This window comes from Sphingomonas sp. OK281, from assembly GCF_900115295.1.
Lineage (GTDB): Bacteria > Pseudomonadota > Alphaproteobacteria > Sphingomonadales > Sphingomonadaceae > Sphingomonas.
This window is the reverse complement of sequence record NZ_FOVZ01000003.1, coordinates 440,029-457,171: the sequence shown is the minus strand read 5'-3', so window position 1 is coordinate 457,171 and position 17,143 is coordinate 440,029. Positions and strand designations below refer to the sequence as shown.

Annotated in this window: 16 protein-coding genes; 5 read left to right on the top strand and 11 right to left on the bottom strand. The window is 66.1% G+C overall.

Annotated features, from left to right (window positions below; all coding sequences use genetic code 11):
* Positions 1-9: 9 nt before the first annotated feature.
* The 8 genes from BM244_RS13675 to BM244_RS13640 all read right to left on the bottom strand — a co-directional run bounded on the left by BM244_RS13675 (position 10) and on the right by BM244_RS13640 (position 8,212).
* Positions 10-1,329, bottom strand: coding sequence for an exopolysaccharide biosynthesis polyprenyl glycosylphosphotransferase (locus BM244_RS13675; protein WP_175518200.1), 1,320 nt, complete (start codon positions 1,327-1,329; stop codon positions 10-12).
* A 250-nt stretch (positions 1,330-1,579) separates the two neighbouring features.
* Positions 1,580-2,347 carry a HesA/MoeB/ThiF family protein gene (locus BM244_RS13670; RefSeq protein ID WP_093399447.1) on the bottom strand — a complete coding sequence of 256 codons (768 nt, stop codon included), beginning with the start codon at positions 2,345-2,347 and terminating at the stop codon, positions 1,580-1,582.
* Positions 2,344-2,805 (bottom strand): hypothetical protein, encoded by a 462-nt coding sequence (locus BM244_RS13665; protein ID WP_093399446.1) that lies wholly within the window; start codon positions 2,803-2,805, stop codon positions 2,344-2,346. Before BM244_RS13665 ends, BM244_RS13670 begins: the two co-directional genes overlap by 4 nt.
* Positions 2,802-3,239, bottom strand: coding sequence for a dUTP diphosphatase (dut, locus tag BM244_RS13660; protein ID WP_093399445.1), 438 nt, complete (start codon positions 3,237-3,239; stop codon positions 2,802-2,804). The genes BM244_RS13665 and dut overlap by 4 nt, the downstream gene beginning before the upstream one ends.
* On the bottom strand, positions 3,236-4,423 hold the full coding sequence (gene coaBC / locus BM244_RS13655; RefSeq protein WP_093399444.1) for a bifunctional phosphopantothenoylcysteine decarboxylase/phosphopantothenate--cysteine ligase CoaBC: 1,188 nt from the start codon (positions 4,421-4,423) through the stop codon (positions 3,236-3,238). Before coaBC ends, dut begins: the two co-directional genes overlap by 4 nt.
* 10 nt (positions 4,424-4,433) lie before the next feature.
* Positions 4,434-5,618 carry a glycosyltransferase family protein gene (locus BM244_RS13650; RefSeq protein ID WP_093399443.1) on the bottom strand — a complete coding sequence of 395 codons (1,185 nt, stop codon included), beginning with the start codon at positions 5,616-5,618 and terminating at the stop codon, positions 4,434-4,436.
* Positions 5,619-5,622: 4 nt separating this feature from the next.
* The gene (ubiB, locus tag BM244_RS13645) at positions 5,623-7,155 is read right to left on the bottom strand and encodes a 2-polyprenylphenol 6-hydroxylase (RefSeq protein WP_093399442.1); all 1,533 of its coding nucleotides are present in this window, start codon (positions 7,153-7,155) and stop codon (positions 5,623-5,625) included.
* 292 nt (positions 7,156-7,447) lie between these two features.
* Positions 7,448-8,212, bottom strand: a complete 765-nt coding sequence (locus BM244_RS13640; protein WP_056051226.1) for a class I SAM-dependent methyltransferase — start codon at positions 8,210-8,212, stop codon at positions 7,448-7,450.
* 56 nt (positions 8,213-8,268) lie between these two features.
* On the opposite strand from BM244_RS13640, the gene mutM reads away from it, so the two are divergent.
* The 4 genes from mutM (at position 8,269) to BM244_RS13620 (ending at position 13,208) form a co-directional block, all read left to right on the top strand.
* Entirely contained in the window at positions 8,269-9,084 is an 816-nt protein-coding gene (gene mutM / locus BM244_RS13635) for a bifunctional DNA-formamidopyrimidine glycosylase/DNA-(apurinic or apyrimidinic site) lyase (RefSeq protein WP_093399441.1), read from the top strand.
* 107 nt (positions 9,085-9,191) lie between these two features.
* A complete protein-coding gene (rpsT, locus tag BM244_RS13630) occupies positions 9,192-9,455 on the top strand; it encodes a 30S ribosomal protein S20 (protein ID WP_031394736.1) in 264 nt (87 codons plus the stop codon).
* A 438-nt stretch (positions 9,456-9,893) separates the two neighbouring features.
* A complete protein-coding gene (gene dnaA, locus BM244_RS13625; RefSeq protein ID WP_093399587.1) occupies positions 9,894-11,408 on the top strand; it encodes a chromosomal replication initiator protein DnaA in 1,515 nt (504 codons plus the stop codon).
* A 54-nt stretch (positions 11,409-11,462) separates the two neighbouring features.
* Complete coding sequence (locus BM244_RS13620) at positions 11,463-13,208, top strand: hypothetical protein (RefSeq protein WP_093399440.1); 1,746 nt, start codon at positions 11,463-11,465, stop codon at positions 13,206-13,208.
* On the opposite strand, the gene trpS is transcribed toward BM244_RS13620, so the two are convergent.
* Genes trpS through secB form a run of 3 tightly spaced genes read right to left on the bottom strand, consistent with a single transcriptional unit; the run spans position 13,199 to position 16,331 of the window.
* The gene (trpS, locus tag BM244_RS13615) at positions 13,199-14,218 is read right to left on the bottom strand and encodes a tryptophan--tRNA ligase (RefSeq protein ID WP_093399439.1); all 1,020 of its coding nucleotides are present in this window, start codon (positions 14,216-14,218) and stop codon (positions 13,199-13,201) included. The two genes, BM244_RS13620 and trpS, sit on opposite strands and share 10 nt — an antisense overlap.
* Positions 14,219-14,226: 8 nt before the next feature.
* The gene (gene murJ / locus BM244_RS13610; RefSeq protein WP_093399438.1) at positions 14,227-15,792 is read right to left on the bottom strand and encodes a murein biosynthesis integral membrane protein MurJ; all 1,566 of its coding nucleotides are present in this window, start codon (positions 15,790-15,792) and stop codon (positions 14,227-14,229) included.
* A 26-nt stretch (positions 15,793-15,818) separates the two neighbouring features.
* Positions 15,819-16,331 carry a protein-export chaperone SecB gene (gene secB, locus BM244_RS13605; RefSeq protein WP_093399437.1) on the bottom strand — a complete coding sequence of 171 codons (513 nt, stop codon included), beginning with the start codon at positions 16,329-16,331 and terminating at the stop codon, positions 15,819-15,821.
* A gap of 167 nt (positions 16,332-16,498) precedes the next feature.
* Between secB and BM244_RS13600 the strand changes: the two genes are divergently transcribed.
* Positions 16,499-17,143: a Tim44/TimA family putative adaptor protein gene (locus BM244_RS13600; RefSeq protein WP_139226937.1), complete on the top strand. Its 645-nt coding sequence runs from the start codon at positions 16,499-16,501 to the stop codon at positions 17,141-17,143.

Genomic DNA, 17,143 nt, shown 5'->3' with positions numbered 1-17,143 from the left:
ACCGGACCGCTAGAACGCGTTCCGGTGCAGCAAGACGCGAAACGTGAGCACGATGATCTTGATGTCGCGCCAGATCGACCAGTGCTCGAGATATTCGAGATCGGCCTGCAGGCGATTGCGCAGATCGTCCTCGTAGAGGGTCGCGCCGCGATACCCGCGAACCTGAGCCAGACCGGTCAACCCCGGCTTGGCAGCATGGCGGTGCCAGTATCGTTGATCGACCTCCCAGAACAGTTTGTCCGCGGCACGCGATCCCAGTGCGTGCGGACGTGGCCCGACAATGCTCATGTCGCCTTTCAGCACGTTCAATAGCTGCGGCAGTTCGTCGATGCTGGTGCTGCGGATGATCTTGCCGACGCGCGTGATGCGATCGTCGTCGCGCGCCGTCGATCGTGCGCCGTCGCCATCGCACCCGTCGATACGCATGCTCCTGAACTTCATGAGGCGGAACATCTGGTTGCTCCGGCCGATCCGTATCTGGCTAAAGAACACAGGGCCGGGGGAATCGATCTTCACCGCGATCGCGATCAGGATCAGCATCGGCATTAGAAATAGCAGCGCGCCCATGGCCAGGGCGACGTCGAATCCGCGTTTGACGAAGCGATCGAACAGGCCAAGCGGGCCGTTTGCGATGATGACCGTCGGGATCTGCGCATGTGCGCTGATCCCCAGCGGCGCGAGCGCATCCAGCTCAGGCATGAAGATCTCGCTCTGGATGTTCGCGCCCTTCAGCGCCTGCGCCCAGCTGAGCCGGCGTTGCGGCGCGCACGCCACGATCACGCGATCGGCACCCGAGAGCGATTGCGCCAGGCGATCATACATGACCGGATCATGCCGGTCGGGGTCGAAATACGCATCCGAGGATATGACGACCGAAAAATTGCCTTGTGGAATCCGCTGCCCGGGGTCGTGCAACAGCACGATACTGAACGGATTTCCGCCTATGATCGCGTGCATGTGCCGGACGAACAGGAAGCGCCCCAGCGCAAGTGACGCCAGAGCAAATCCCGATCCTATCGATACGACTAGGCGGGGGAACGAGTCGCTCGTCTTGAGACAGAAGGCGATGAAGATTACGGCCGAGATCGCCAAGGCGTACGCTTGCAGTCCTCGCGATACCGATCGAAACGGGTCCTGAAGATTGGCGGCGGCGTAGCTCTGGTTGTTGAGCGTCGTCAGCACGAATACCGGCAGCAGAACGACCAGGATCAGGATCCAGTTGACGTCGGCCCATGCCGGGGTGGCGGCGATCATCCCGTGCAACCAGACCGCTGCCAGATAACTGGCGACGATACATCCGATGTCGACCGTCAGGATTCCAAGGATCATACGGATCCTCAACGCCGACGCGCTCGGCCGCCAAGTCCGGACGATCCTCTTCTCACCGACGGATCTTGCCGACCGATCGATTAGCTTGTCCTCTACGTTCATAGACCTATTGGACACGCGTGCAGTCCCCCTTGCACGCAGCATTACCGCGAAATACCGCGATGCAAAAGAACTACTATGCACTATGAACACTGCCATAGTAGTTATTTGCCGAAGCGATGCCGCAGCTTAGCGCACTTCGTAGGCTAACTTACAGCGTAGGCTCTCTTTTTCCGCACGCACTGCAACCAGGATCTTTCGGCAGGCGGATCGAACGGAAGCGGAGCGCTAGTAGATCGATCAACAGCAATTTGCCGGCCGGATCGTCGCCGAAGGGGGCAATCGCGCGAAGCACCTCAAGCGCGGCGAGGCTGCCGACGACGCCGGTGACGGGGCCAAGTACACCATCCTCGGCACAGCTGGTCTCGGCACGCTCGGGATCCTCGCCGACGAAACAGCGATAACAGGGCTTGTCCGCTTCCCAGCCGCGATAGGTTGCCAGCTGCCCTTCGAACTGGCCGACCGCCGCTGAAACCAGTGGAATGCCAAGCGCGTACGCGGCATCGGCGACGCAGAAGCGAGTCGCGAAATTATCGCAGCCGTCGAGGACGACGTCGGCCCCGGCCAACAGGCTCGCGACGTTTGCCCGATCGATCCGCAGGCAATGAGTCTCGACGGCGACATGCGGGTTGATCCGGCGTACCGCCCCCGCTGCCGCGTCCACCTTGGCAACGCCGGTGTCCGCGGTCGTGAAGATCGTCTGTCGTTGCAGGTTGGACGGCTCGACGCTGTCGTCGTCGACCAGGATCAGTCGCCCGACGCCCGCTGCGCCGAGATACTGGATCGCAGGCGAGCCGATGCCGCCGGCCCCGACGATCACCACGGTCGCCGCCTTCAGTCGCGCCTGCCCGCTGCCGCCGAATTCCTTGAGGACGATATGCCGCGCATACCGGGTGAGTTCGTCGTCGGAGAGGATCATGCGCCCCAGGCGAACGTCAGGCTGGTGCGATACCAAGTGTCGGTATCCGTATCGATCACGTCGATCGCATCGCGCGCGCCAAGGATGACGCCGGCCGCATATTGCTCGACCGTCGGGCAATCGATCGCGCGCGGCGTGATCCGTCGCACGCGGCCTTCGGAGGTCATCAACACGGCAAGGTCGACGCTCAGCGTCCACCCCTGCGCCGTCCGGCTGGCCTTCGTGCACCGTCCCGCCACGACCTCGGCATGGACATAGGCCGACGTGTTGGCGAGCGTCGTCGAACGTTGACGGATCCGCAGAACCGGCAGGGTGCTCCAATCCTGCGGCGGGAGCGGCACGCTCGTCGAGGCCGCCCCGCCGGATGGCATGGTTGGATACGTCGGTGCAGGGGGGGGCGGTACGGCCGAACCGGGAAGGGCGACGACCTGGAGAAGCGCGAGGAAGGGGCCGATCATCGCCCGGTCGATCCGAACCCGCCTGCACCGCGCGAGGTGTCGTCGAGCGTCACGACTTCGTCGAGCGTCGCGCGGAGGACAATGGCGGGCACGAGCTGCGCGATCCGGTCGCCGCGCGCGATCGCGAACGGCGCCGAGCCGAGATTGGCGAGAATCACCTTCACTTCGCCGCGATAGTCGCTGTCGATCGTGCCGGGCGTGTTCAGGCAGGTGACGCCGTGCTTCAGCGCGAGGCCGGAGCGCGGACGGACCTGGACCTCGTGGCCGGCGGGAATGGCGATCGCAAAGCCGGTCGCGACCGCGGCGCGTTCGCCGGGGGCGAGCGTCAGTGCCTCTGCGGAGACGACGTCCATTCCGGCGGCCCCCTCGGTCGCGTAGCCGGGCAACGGCAGGCCTTTGCCGTGCGGCAGGCGCTTCAGTTCTATACGGATCATGACGCGGCTTCTAGCGCATCGGCGATGCGGTCCGCCAGTCGTGCGGCGACCGCATCCTTGGGAAGACGCTCCCAGCTCTCGACGCCGGCTTCGGTGACGAGGTGGACGCTGTTGTCCGCGCCGCCCATCACGTCGCCCGATACGTCGTTGGCGACGATCCAGTCCGCGGTCTTGCGCACGCGCTTTGCGACGGCATGTTTGATCACGTGCTCGGTTTCGGCGGCGAACCCGATCAGGAGGCGGGGGCGGCGCGGGCTGCGCGCCAAGGTCGCGAGGATATCGGGATTTTCCGCGAGCGTCAGCGTCGGCGTGGCGTCGCCCTTCTTGATTTTCTGCGGAACGGATTCGACGTGCCAATCGGCGACGGCGGCGACCATGACGGCGGCATCGGCGGGCAGCGCGCGGTCGACCGCGTCCGCCATCTCGCGTGCGGTCTCGACGTCGATCCGGTCGACCGCGGGCGGCGTCGGCAAGCTTACGGGGCCCGCGACCAGCGTCACGCGCGCACCGAGCCGCGCCAGTGCTGCGGCGATCGCGAAGCCTTGTTTGCCCGAAGAACGGTTGGCGATGTAGCGCACCGGGTCGATCGGCTCGTGCGTCGGTCCGGCGGTGACGAGGACATGGCGCCCCGCCAGGCGCTTCGGCGGGGTCGGGGCGAGCATCGCCTCGATCGCGGCGACGATCGCGGGCGGCTCGGGCAAGCGGCCGGGGCCGTATTCGCCGCACGCCATGATACCCTCGTCGGGCGTCATCACCGTCACGCCGTCGGCGCGTAATTGCGCCACGTTGCGCAGGGTCGCGGCGTGGGTCCACATCCGGACGTTCATCGCCGGGGCCACCAGAACGGGCTTGTCCGTCGCGAGCAGCAGCGTCGTCGCGAGGTCATTCGCGAGGCCTGCCGTCATCCGCGCCATCAGGTCCGCGGTGGCGGGCGCGACGACGATCAGGTCCGCCTCGCGGCTGAGCTGGATATGGCCCATCTCGGCCTCGTCCTTGAGGTCCCAGAGCGTGGTGTAGACCTTGTCCTCGCTGAGGGCGGCGAGCGTCATGGGCGTGACGAAGTGATGCGCCGCCTCGGTCATCACGCAGCGCACCGCGTATCCGCGCGTCTTGAACAGGCGGATCAGTTCGGCGGCCTTGTAGGCGGCGATCCCGCCACCGACGATCAGGAGGATGCGTTTCATGCTCGCAACTCTAGCGGATAACGCGTGTCACCGTAATGCGCCGGGTATCGCGCGCGGCGGCAATCATGTCGCGCAGGCCGTCGACCGCGAACACCAGCCCGACGAGCAGCACCGGCGTGGTCATCAGCGCCCAGTAGAAATTGTCGCTCCTGGCAAACAGCGAGATCAACGCGGCATAGGCGGCGAACACGACCAGCGCACGCGTCGCGACCGCATCGCGCCACGCGAGCCAGCCGAACAGCGCCATGCCAAGGACCAGCGAGGCGAGCCATTGCGGCAGGATGTCGAGCCCCGACGAGATGGTTGCGAGCCGGACGTAGAACCCGAACCCTTCGAGCCCGCTCCAGCCTTGCGACACGCGGTCGAGCGGGCCGCTGACCAGCGAGACCGCGTGCGCGTGGGCGGCAAGGACCACGGCGAAGATCGCGATCGCGCCGAGCCAGCCGAACGTCTCGCGGCGCTCGCCATCGAGCCACGCGAACACCGCCATGATCGCGACGTACAGCAACGCGGTCTCGCGGATCAGCATCGCCGACAGTCCGAACGCGACCGCGGGCAGCCAGCGGCCGGGACGGCGTACCGCGAGCGACAACGCGATCAGCGGGCCTGCCCAGATCTCATGGAACACCACGAAGCCGGGGTCGAGGTTCACATAAAGGCCGGCAAGGACGAGCAGGCCCGCCACGGCGAGTGGCACGAGGCCGGTCATTTCCGGACGGACCCGCGCGACCCACGCCAGTATCGTCCCGACGCACAAGAGCAACAGGAGCAGGTTCAGCACCATCGGCGGCAATGCTGCCTCGACGACCGCCAGGGTCGGCAGGCGGACCGTGAAGAATGGCTTGAGCGGATAATGCCCCATGCGGTGCGTTTCGGCGACGACCGCGTAATAGGGCGAGCCGCCCCTGATGCCGGCGACGACCGCGTAATAGGGCGAGCCGCCCCTGATGCCGGCGACGACCGTCTGGTATAATAGCAGGTCGGTCTGGCCGGGGGGCGGCGGATCCGATGCCGCCGGAGCGGTGACGGACCCGGATGCACCGCTCGGGCGAGGGCCCGGCGACGTGACCGCGCTGAGGCAGGCCGCCAGGAAGATCAGCAACAGTGCGAGCCCGATCCGGGCATGCGTTCTCGGCATGCCTGCGAACCGGGTCGCGCCGGTCGTCCATATCGGCGCGGCGCGGCGCGTCGTCATGCCGTCATCCAAAAAGCAGCGTCGCCGCGACCCCGGCCGCGGCAGCGAGCACCGCGACGAGGCCGTAGCGCCAGCCGCCACCGATTCGTATGACCTCGATCTCGCGCAACGGCATCGTCGGGGGTGCGCCACCGGGGGCGGGGTAATGCGCCTCGATCCGGCGGACCAGCTCCGGGAGCCGGGTCAGCGTGCGGAAATCCTCGATCAGGCGATCGGCGATCATCGCCTCCGGCCCAAGCTCGCCGCGGATCCAGTCGCGGACGAACGGCTCGGCGGCTTCCCATAGGTTGATGTCGGGGTTGAGGCTGGTCGCGACGCCCTCGACCATCACCATCGTCTTCTGGAGCAGCAGCAGATGCGGCTGCGTCACCATGTCGAAATCGCGCGTGATCGAGAACAGGCTGTCGAGCATCATGCCGATCGACATGTCCTTGACCGGCAACCCGCGCATCGGCTCGCCGACGGCCCTGAGCGCGGTGGCGAACTCCGCGACGTCGTGGTGCGCGGGGACGTAGCCTGCCTCGAAATGGATCTCAGCGACGCGCTTATAATTGCCGGTTATCAGCCCGTAGAGGATCTCGGCGAGCCAGACGCGCGCGCGGCGGTCGATCCGACCCATGATGCCGAAGTCGATCGCGGCGATCTTGTTGCCGGGGAGCGCGAACAGGTTTCCCTGGTGCATGTCGGCGTGGAAGAACCCGTCGGCAATCGCCTGGCGGAGGAACGCGCGGACCAACGTCTGTGCGAGCGCTGGGAGGTCGTAGCCGGCGGCGACGAGCGCGGGTCGGTCGGACAGCTTGATGCCGTCGATCCACTCGATCGTCATGACCTTGGCGGTCGATCGTGCCCAGTCGATCGCGGGAATGACAAAATCGGGCTCGGCGGTCATGCCCTCCGCGAGTTCGGACGCCGACGCGGCCTCGCGCCGGAAGTTGAGTTCGCGCAGGGTCCAGCGCTTGAACGTCTCAATCGTCAGGCGCGGACGTAGACGCATTGCCTCGGGGCTGAGCGCCTCGAGTTGCGCTGCGGCCCAGCTGTAGGTATCGATCGCGCGCGCGAAATCGTCCTCGACGCCGGGGCGGAGGACCTTGACCGCGACGTGGCGGCCGTCGGTCGTGACGGCGCGGTGGACCTGCGCGATCGATGCGGCACCGACCGGGATCGGCTCGATCCGCGAGAACAACGTTTCCAGCGGCTTGCCGAAGCTCGCCAGCATCGCCGCCTCGATAGTCGCGTAGGGGACGGGGGAGAGCTGGTCCTGCAACCTTAGCAGGTCATGCGCGGCGTCCTCGCCGACGAGATCCGGCCGCGTGGCGAGCGTCTGCCCGAGCTTGATCGCGGCGGGACCGATCGCCTGGAACGCATCCGCATAGCGTGGCACCGCGGGCACGCGCGCGCCGAACCTGGCGATGCGTGCGAGGCGGCGGACGGGGGCGGGGGTGTTCGGATCGCGCTCGATCCCGCGCAGTGCGCCGTGGCGAGCGAGTATGCGGCCCCATTTCAGGAGGCGCCAGACGTGGGTTGTGGACGCGGTCACTGGGCGAGGGCGCGTTGAGAAGAGTTTTGTTCACGCGAAGGCGCGAAGGCGCGAAGATAGAGTGGTTCACGCGGAGACGCGGAGCCGCGGAGAGAAAGAAGAAGTGGTTCGCGCAGAGGCGCGGGGGCGCGGAGGTATGGCGCTACGCCGCGAATGCGGCTTTTCACCGTCAGCGAAGAGGTAGCATAGCGCTGTCGCGCAAAAGACCCGGCGCCTTCGCGCCTACTTACTCTCCGCGTCTCCGCGTCTCCGCGTGAACAAATCTTCGCGTCTTCGCGACTTCGCGTGATCACTAGATCTTCCACCCGCTGTGGATTGCTACCAGTCCGCCCAGCAACGGTTCGACCTTCGTCTGCACGAAGCCCGCGTCCGCGATCATGCCCTTGAACTTGGGCATGTCGGGGAAGCGACGGATCGACTCGATCAGGTAGCGGTAGCTGTCGGCGTCCTGTGCGAGCAGTTGGCCGAGCTTCGGGACCATCTTGTGCGAATAGGCGTCGTACACCTCAGCGAACCCGGGCCACACGGTGGTCGAGAATTCGAGGCAGTAGAAGCGTCCGCCACGCCGCAACACACGGTGCGCCTCGCGGAGAGCCTTCGGGATATCGGTCACGTTACGGATGCCGAACGCGATCGTGTACGCGTCGAAGAACTTGTCGGGGAAGGTCAGCGTTTCCGCATTGGCTTCGGTCCAGACGAGGCCGTCGATGCCGCGCTTCTGCGCGCGCTGCATGCCGACTTCGAGCATCTGCGGGTTGATGTCGGCAACCGTGATCGACGCGCCCGACGGCTCCATGCGGAAGGCGATGTCGCCCGTGCCGCCGGCCATGTCGAGGATCTGCTCGCCTTCGCGCGGCTTTACGCGGCGGACGAAGCGGTCCTTCCACAGGCGGTGCATGCCGCCCGACATCGCATCGTTCATCAGGTCGTATTTCCCGGCGACGTTCGAGAAGACGCCGCCGACGCGGGCGGTCTTCTCGGTGGCGGGGATGTCTTCGTAGCCGAAGGAGACGGTATCGGGCGTGAGTGCGGGCGCGGGCGCGATCAAGTCGTTCATATCCTGCGCTCTAGCCGCGCCTTGTGGCGCGAGCAAACGCAACCTAGCTGCAACCCGTGCCAGAATTACCAGAAGTCGAAACCACCGTGCGTGGGCTTGAGCCCGTGCTGAAGGGCCAGCGCCTGACCTCGGTCGAGCCGCGCCGCGCCGACCTGCGCAAAGCGATCCCGGTCGACCTGCGCCAGCGGATGACCGGGGCGACCGTGACGCATCTGGGCCGCCGCGCCAAATACGGGCTGATCGATACCGATCGCGGCGATACGCTCGTCTTCCATCTCGGCATGTCGGGGCGTTGGCGAGTCGATCCGAGCGAATTGCTGACGCACGATCATCTGCTGATCGGCACCGCGGCGGGGCGGACGGTCGCGCTCAACGATCCGCGGCGATTCGGTTTTCTCGATCTGTGGGCGACCGACGACATCGCGAATTACCCGCCATTCCTCAGCATGGGGCCGGAGCCGCTCGGGCCCGACCTGACCGCGGCCTATCTGCTGGAGGCGCTCGAAGGGCGGGGGGCGTCGATCAAGGCGATGCTGCTCGACCAGCGAATCGTCGCGGGGCTCGGCAACATCTATGTGTGCGAGGCGCTGCACATGGCGAAGATCGCGCCGTCACGTGCGGCGGGGCGGATCTCGCTGTTTCGACTCGAGCGACTCGTCGAGGCGATTCGGACGGTGCTGACGGCTGCGATCCTGGCGGGCGGGTCTTCGCTCCGGGACTACGTCCGGCCGGACGGCGAACTCGGCTATTTCTCTAAACAATGGCGCGTCTATGGGCGTGAAGGGGAGGCGTGCGAATGCGGTGCCGTCGTCAAACGGCGTACCGAGGGCGGGCGCTCGACCTTCTGGTGTGCGAAGTGCCAACGCGGCTGAGCCTTTCGGTTGACGCGCTGGAGCAAAGTGGGTAGGGCCGCGGCTTCGAGAGGGCGTAGGAGCAATCCGGCGCCCCTTTTTATTCATTCGAACATCCAGAGGGCTTCATGGCGAACACGCCGCAGGCGAAAAAGCGTATCCGTCGTAACGACCGTCGCGCGGAAGTGAACGGCAACCGCGTCGGCCGTATCCGTACCTTCATCAAGAAGGTCGAGGCCGCACTGGCATCGGGCGACAAGGGCGCAGCGACCACCGCACTCGCGGCCGCACAGCCTGAACTGCAGCGTGGCGTCGCCAAGGGCGTGCTGCACAAGAACACCGCGAGCCGCAAGTTCGCGCGTCTGACCAAGGCCGTGACCGGGCTCGCCTAAGCGACCGATCATTGCCAGATCATTGGCGAAGCGGATCACCCGCCGGGACCTTCCCGGCGGGTTTTTTGCGTCTGCGAAGGGAACCAAGTGCGGCGGTGCGTAACCCACGGATTCCCCGCGATTCGAGTGGCGCGAAGTCAAGTCACGCAACAGCAGAAATAGCAAAAAATGCGTAAAGACAGCGACTTATAAAAATATCGACGCATTTCCGCGGCTTGATCAAGTCAACCCGCTTTATTTCGAAAATGTGACGCCTCGGGGCCTTGCTCGGATCGCCGATCGCTTCATAACGGGGCTCACAGCGACGGTGGTTTCCACCGCTGCATCAACAAACAGGGCGAAGATGCCGGATGACCCTTGGGGTCGTCAGGGGGACCATTTTCTGTCGGGGCTATATCACCCGCGCGAGCAATCTCGCGGGGTCGGAGAAGTGTGCGCGTGACGAAGTGGCAAGGATCTGTGACGCATGCGAGCGAGGCCGAAAAGGCCTGGGCCCGCGTTCGTGCAGCCTTGCGCGAGTCGGCCGGTGCGCGGCTGTTCGAACAGTGGCTGAAGCCGATCGAACTGATTCCCGGCGAGGACCGCGACACGATCCGTCTCGCGCTGCCGTCGGCATTCATGACCAACTGGGTCCGCAATCACTACGCCGACCGACTCGTGCTCGAATTCAAGCAGATCCTGCCCAACATCCGCACCGTCCAGATCGAGACCCGGACACCGGGCCGCGCACCCGTCGTGCTGGCGATCGAGCCGGTGGCTGACGCCGTCGCTCCCAAGCCCGTTGCAGATCCGCTGCCGGTCGAGGCCATGCCCGCCCCTAAGCCGGTCGCCGAGCCGGTGCAGGCGTCGATGAAGTTCGGTGTCGATCCGTCGCTGAAGCCCGCGCCGGCGCCCGTTGTCGCCTCGGCGCCGGTCGGCGTGCCCGCTGAACGTCCGCCGCTCGATCCACGCTATACGTTCGCGCGATTTGTCGTCGATCCGTCCAACAAGGTCGCGTTCAACGCGGCCAAGGTGCTTGCCGAGCCGGGGCCGGTTCGCTTCAGCCCGCTGTTCCTCCACAGCGGTACGGGGCAGGGCAAGACCCACCTCATGCACGCGATCGGCCACGCGTTCCTCGAGCATAACCCGCACGCCATCGTGCTGTGCATGTCCGCCGAGCGGTTCATGTACGACTTCGTCGCGTCGATGCGCGCGCGCGACACGCATGCGTTCAAGCAGCGTCTGCGCGGGGCCGACCTGCTGCTCATCGACGACCTCCAGTTCATCGCCGGCAAGGACGCGACGCAGGAAGAATTCTTCCACACCGTCAACGAGATCATGGCGGCGGGCAAGCGGCTGGTAATCTCCGCCGATCGCTGCCCGCAGGCGCTCGAAGGCGTCGAGGCGCGGATCGTCAGCCGGATGTCGGTCGGCCTCGTGGCGGACATCAAGGCGCCCGACCTGACGCTGCGCCGGACGATCCTCGACCGGAAGCTGGTCGACCTGCCCGACATGCGCGTACCGACCGATGTACTCGACCTGCTTGCCGCGCGCATTCACGCGAACATCCGCGAGCTGGAAGGCGCGCTCAACCGCGTCGTCGCGTATGCGCAGCTGACCGGCGACACGATCGATCTCGACTTCGCGGTCGCGACGCTCGGCGAAGTTCTTCGCGGCGCTCAGAAGCGCGTGACGATCGACGAGATCCAGAAGCTGGTGTCCGCGCATTTCGAGCTGAAGCCGCTCGACCTGATTTCGGCACGACGCGCGCGGGCGGTGGCACGGCCCCGCCAGATCGCGATGTACCTGGCCAAGCGGCTGACGACACGTTCGCTTCCCGAGATCGGGCGCAAGTTCGGCGGTCGCGATCACTCGACGGTGATTCACGCGGTGCGGAAGATCGAGGAGCTGCGCGACTCGGATCGCGATATCGATGCGGCTGTCCGCGTGCTGATGCGCGAGCTGGAAGGCTAAGCCGACGGTACTTGGCTAACGCGATCTTAACGACGCGCGCCGATACCGACCGTCATGGCAGTATCGATCCCAGGCAGGTCCGACGCAGACCCGGTCGCGACCTTGTTGTTGCGCTCGGGGATCGCGGCATTGCTATTGTGCGCGCTGGCGGCGTTCACGATCCCGCGCTCGGTTCCGGGCACGCTGATCGAGTATTATTTCTTCCACCAGGATTTCTGGCTGCTCGGCGCAGGCGGGCTCATGCTGTGCGTCCTGTCGCGGTTCGATGTCGGCGACCGACCGCTTGCCCTCGGGCCATGGCATCTGGCCGGTGCGACGCTGCTGATCGCGGTGCTGGCCTATGCCGGGTCGTTCGTCGTCATGGAGCATTACGCGCTGTCGCGGGACGAGGCGATCGCCGAGTTCGCAGCCGAGACGTTCCAGCGCGGAGAAATGGCGCGCGCGGTGCCACGAGGACTGAACTCGCTGGCCGAGGCGATGATGCCGTGGACCGGTGGGTGGGCTGCGAACGGGATTTGGATGCCGGGGTATCTGCCGGGCAATTCGCTGTTGCGGGCCGGTGCCGGCTTGCTCGGGGACCGGTTTCTCGCGGGGCCGATCCTGCTGGTGATCGGGTGCGCCGCGCTATGGACGTCGGCGCGGAAGATCTGGCCGGACCGGCGCGACGCGGCAACCGTTGCCGTCGTGCTGGCGCTGACGTCGACGCAGGTCGTCGCGACCGCGATGACGCCGTTTGCGATGACCGCGCATTTCGCGCTGAACGCATTGTGGCTCGTCTTCTATCTGCGCCGAGACCTGATGGGGCATGTCGTCGCGATCGCCATCGGACTGCTGGCGAGCGGACTCCACCAGATCCAGTTCCACATCCTGTTCGTCTCGGGCTTCATCGTCTGGGACCTGGCGAGCGGACGGCGACGCACGGCGCTGCTGTATGCGGGCGCGTGCTTCGGTTATCTGGTGTTCTGGGACCAGGTCTATTCCCGGTACCTGCTCGCGCTGGCATTCGGGCCGTTGCCGTTCGTCGCCGGTCCCGAGATCCCGTTCTACCTGCAGATCAGGCGGGCGGCCGACCGGATCGGCGATCTCCAGCCGATCAGCAATCTCGCGCGGTTCGCGGCGTGGCAGAACATCCTGCTGCTACCGCTCGCGTTCGTCGGCGCACGCGGGCTGCAGGACGACGAGGGGAAGCCGACGATCGCGGTCGCGTTCGCGGTGTCGTGCATGATCGGGCTGCTGCTGATGCTGTATCAGGGGCTGGGCTATGGCTATCGCTATCTGCACGGCGTGATCCCGTGCTTCTGCCTGTTGGCGGCGGGTGGCTGGGTCCGGCTGTCGACGCAGCGTGGCCGATCGATACCGGCCGTGCTCCTGTGGGCGGCGTGCGGGTTCGCGATCGTGTTCACCGCGCCGCTGGCGCTGACGCTGTCGCACCGGTTCCTTCACCCTTATGCGACAGCCTATCGGCTGTTGCGCGGTGCGGACGCGGACGTGGTGCTGATCGACGGGCGAGGCGGTGCCTTCATCGAGGATCTTGCTCGGCTGGACGGGCCGATCGCGCAGCCGATCCTGCTCGACATGAGCTATGTGTCCCTGGCCGATCTGCACCGACTGTGTACGACCGGCAGCGTCATGGTGTTCGATCAGGTCCAGGCGCGACCCCTGGGGATCATGTTCGGCGGCGATGCGGGGAAATACGAACGGCACCTGACCAATGGCCGGGCGCTGATGCGGCGCTGGCATTGCGGTCGCCCGGTGCCGCTGCCGCTGCCGGCGCCGGTGCCTCTACCGCCTCAGACCTGAAGGCCGACCGCCATTTGTGCCGCGTGAAGCGTCGGGGCTGCGAGCGCCCGCGCCCGCTCCGCGCCGCGCTCGAGCGTCCGCGCGACCGCGACCCGATCGTCCAGCAGCCTCAGCATCCGGTCGCGGATCGGTCCTAGCGTCGCGACCGCGAGATCGGCCAGTGCCGGCTTGAACGCACCGAACCCCTTGCCGGCGAACTCGCCGAGCACGGCGTCGGTCGAACTGTCGGCTAGCGCCGCGTAGATCGTCACCAGGTTCCGTGCCTCGGGACGGTCGGCCAGGCCGTCGGCCGTCTCGGGCAGCAGCTCGGCGTCGCTCTTCGCCTTTTTGAGTTTCTGGACGATCACGTCGTCGCCGTCGATCAGGTTGATCCGCGAGGCGTCCGAAGGGTCCGATTTCGACATCTTGGCCGATCCGTCCCGGAGCGACATGATCCGCGGCGCGGCCTTGCTGACGAGCGGCGCGGGCAGCGTGAACAGGTCGACGCCGAAATCGCCGTTGAACTTCGTCGCGATGTCGCGCGCGAGCTCGAGATGCTGTTTCTGGTCCTCGCCGACGGGCACGTGCGTCGCGTTGTAGAGCAGCACGTCGGCCGCCTGCAGCACCGGATAGGCGAACAGCCCGACACTGGCACCCTCGCGGTTCTTGCCCGCCTTGTCCTTCCACTGCGTCATCCGGTTCAGCCAGCCGACGCGCGCCGTGCCGTTCAGGATCCAGGCGAGTTCGCTGTGCGCGGTGACGCGCGCCTGGTTGAACAGGATCGACCGGTCCGGATCGATCCCGGACGCGATCAGCACCGCCGCCATCTCGACGGTATTGCCGGCGAGCACCTTCGGATCGATCGCGACGGTCAGCGCATGGAGATCGGCGAGGAAGAACAGGCATTCGTCGCCCGCCGCCATGCCGTCCTGCAACGCGGTCCACTGCCGGATCGCGCCGAGGTAATTGCCGAGGTGGAGATTGCCGGTTGGCTGGATGCCGGAAACAACCCGTTGAACAGGGGCGTGCATGGGAAAACCTATCTGGAACGACGCAATAGCGTGGAGATGTCGCCCAGCCGGAACGCGCCGGTGAGCAATGTCGCGATCGCATAGACGACCCCGCCGGTCGTCACCAGCACCAGCATCGCTCCCCAGCGCTGTATGCTGGTGCCGGTCACGAACGGCTGGAACAGGTCGTTCAGGAAATACATCACCACGCCCATGATCAGCGCGGCGACGAGCAGCCGCCACGTCCGCCTCCGGAGCCGCGCGTCGGGCGTGAAATGTCCGCGCCGGACGAGCGTACGGTACAGCATCGCGACGTTCACCGTGCTGGCGATCGCGGTGGCGAGTGGCGGACCCATGTGCCCGAGCGGCTTGATAAAGGCCAGGTTGAGGACGAGGTTCACGACCATCGACATCGTCGCATAGCGGACCGGCGTGCGCGTGTCCGAACGCGCGTAATAGCCCGGCGTCAGCACCTTCACGAGAATATACGACGGCAGCCCGATCGAGAAGGCGGCGAGCGCCTGCGCGGTCAACACGCTATCGTCGAGCGCGAACTTGCCGTGCTGGAACAGCGCGCCGACGATCGGCACCCCGCAGACGATCAGCGCGACTGTTGCGGGGAGGGTCAGGAACAGCGCCAGTTCCATGCCGCGGTTCTGCGTCGCCATCGCCTCGGCATCCTCGCCGCGACCGAGCTGGCGCGAGATCGTCGGCAGCAGGACGGTGCCGAGACCGATTCCGATCAGCCCGAGCGGGAGCTGGTTCAGCCGGTCCGCGAAATAGATGTACGAGACCGATCCTGCCGGCAGCAAGGCGGCGGCGAGCGCGGTCGAGACGACGAGATTGATCTGGACCGCACCCGCGCCAGCGGCAGCGGGCCAGATCAGCGCCATGAGTTTTTTAACGTCGGGATTGAGCTGCGGGCGCTTGAGGCGAAGCTTCACGCCCGACGCGCGGCACGCCCAGATCAGCCACAGAAGCTGTAACGCGCCCGATACCGTGACTGCGATCGCCTGGTTGCGCGCGGTCAGCAGAGGCTGATGCTCGTGGAACAGCAGCAGCGCCGCGATCAACGTCGCGTTCAGCAGGATCGGGGCCGCCGCATTGATCCAGAACTTGTGCAGCGAATTGAGGATGCCGCCGAGCAGCGACACGAGGCTGATCAGCAGCAGATAGGGCAGGGTGATCCGCGACAGGTGGACGACATAGTCGAACCGCTCTGCGCTCGCGCCGTTGAACCCGAAGGTGAGCAGCCACGTCATCGGCCACGCCGCGAGTTCGAAGATCACGGTCATCAGGATCAGCGTCGGCAGCAGCACCGACAGCGCGTCCTCGGCGAACGCGATCCCGTCGGGCAGCCCGCGCCCGTCCTTGTCGCCGACCTTCCGATTGAACATCGGGATGAACGCCGCGGAGAACGCCCCCTCCGCGAACAACGCGCGGAACATGTTGGGGAGGCGGAACGCGATCAGGAACGCGTCGGACGCGAACCCGGCGCCGACGAACCGCGCGAACAGCGAGTCGCGCACGAGGCCCAGGACGCGGCTGGCGAGCGTCAGCCCGCCGACCGATCCCAGCGCCTTGGTAAGGTTCATTTATGCGCGCTCCGCCCCCGGTTCGTTCAGGCCTGGCCGAAATCGCCGACGTTGGGCTGGATGCCCTGCTGCTCGGACTGCTGGAGGTACAGCTGCGAGAAATCGATCGGCTCAAGCAGCAGCGGCGGAAAGCCACCGTCACGTACGGCATCCGACAGCACGCGGCGGGCGAACGGGAACAGCAGGCGCGGCGCCTCGCCCAGCAGGAACGGCTGGACATGCTCGGCCGGGATGTTGCGCAGCCCGAACAGGCCCGCGTACGAAAGATCGACGATGAACGCGACCTGGCCTTCGCTCTCGGCGCGGACGTCGATCTTCAGCACGACCTCGTGTACTTCGTCGCCGACCTGCGCAGCGCCGATGTTGAACTGCACGTCGATCGCCGGCGGGGTCTGGTTCTGGTAGACGGCGGGGGCGTTCGGATTCTCGAACGACAGGTCCTTGACGTATTGCGAGATCAGCCCGGCCGCGGGGATCGTGTCCTCGCCGTTTGCGAAAGCCTGGTCGGGCGTGGTGACGCCGTTGTCCTGATCGTCCATTCGTCGTGTCCTTGCGAAGAAGCGTGAGATTGGGACCGAAGTGGCACGCCTGCGCGTTCATATCGGTCAGGACGCTGCGAGTAGCAGTGCCGACCAAGCGTTTCAACGGGCGCGGGTTTGAATAAGCACAGCTTTGGCCTATGTTAGCCCGAAGATCGGAGGCACGGTTGTTTTACGTAGTTCTTCTCGCGATGGTTGCAGGCTTCTTGGCGATGCGACTCTACAGCGTGCTCGGCAAGCGGACGGGCCATGAACAGCCCTTGCCGCGTGCGGCCGAGGACCGTCCCGCGCTCGCCGCCGTTCCGCGAACGGTCGATGCGGCGCCGGAGCCACGCGAGATCGCCAGCCGCAACATCGAACTGCGAGCCGAGGCCGGCTTGCGTTCGATCGTCGCGGCCGAACCCGGGTTCGACGTCAGCCAGTTCCTCGAAGGTGCGCAGGCAGCGTATCGGATGGTGTTGGAGGCGTTCTGGAAGGGCGACGAGGAGCAGCTCGGGTATCTCGCGGAGGACGATGTTCGTGCGGCGTTCGCGGACGCTATCGCGGCCCGGATCGAGGCTGGCGAAGTGCTCGACAACCGTCTCGTCTCGATCGAACGTGCGATGATCTCCGATGCCGGCGTGTCCGGGCGCGATGCCCGGATTACGGTACGGTTCGATGCGGACATCGCTGCGGTCACGCGTGACGGTGAGGGCAATGTCCTTGCAGGCTCGCTGACGGACGCGGTCGAGACCCATGACGTCTGGACCTTCGCACGGACGTTGAAAAGCAACGATCCGAACTGGAAGCTTGCGGATACCGACGAGGCGTGA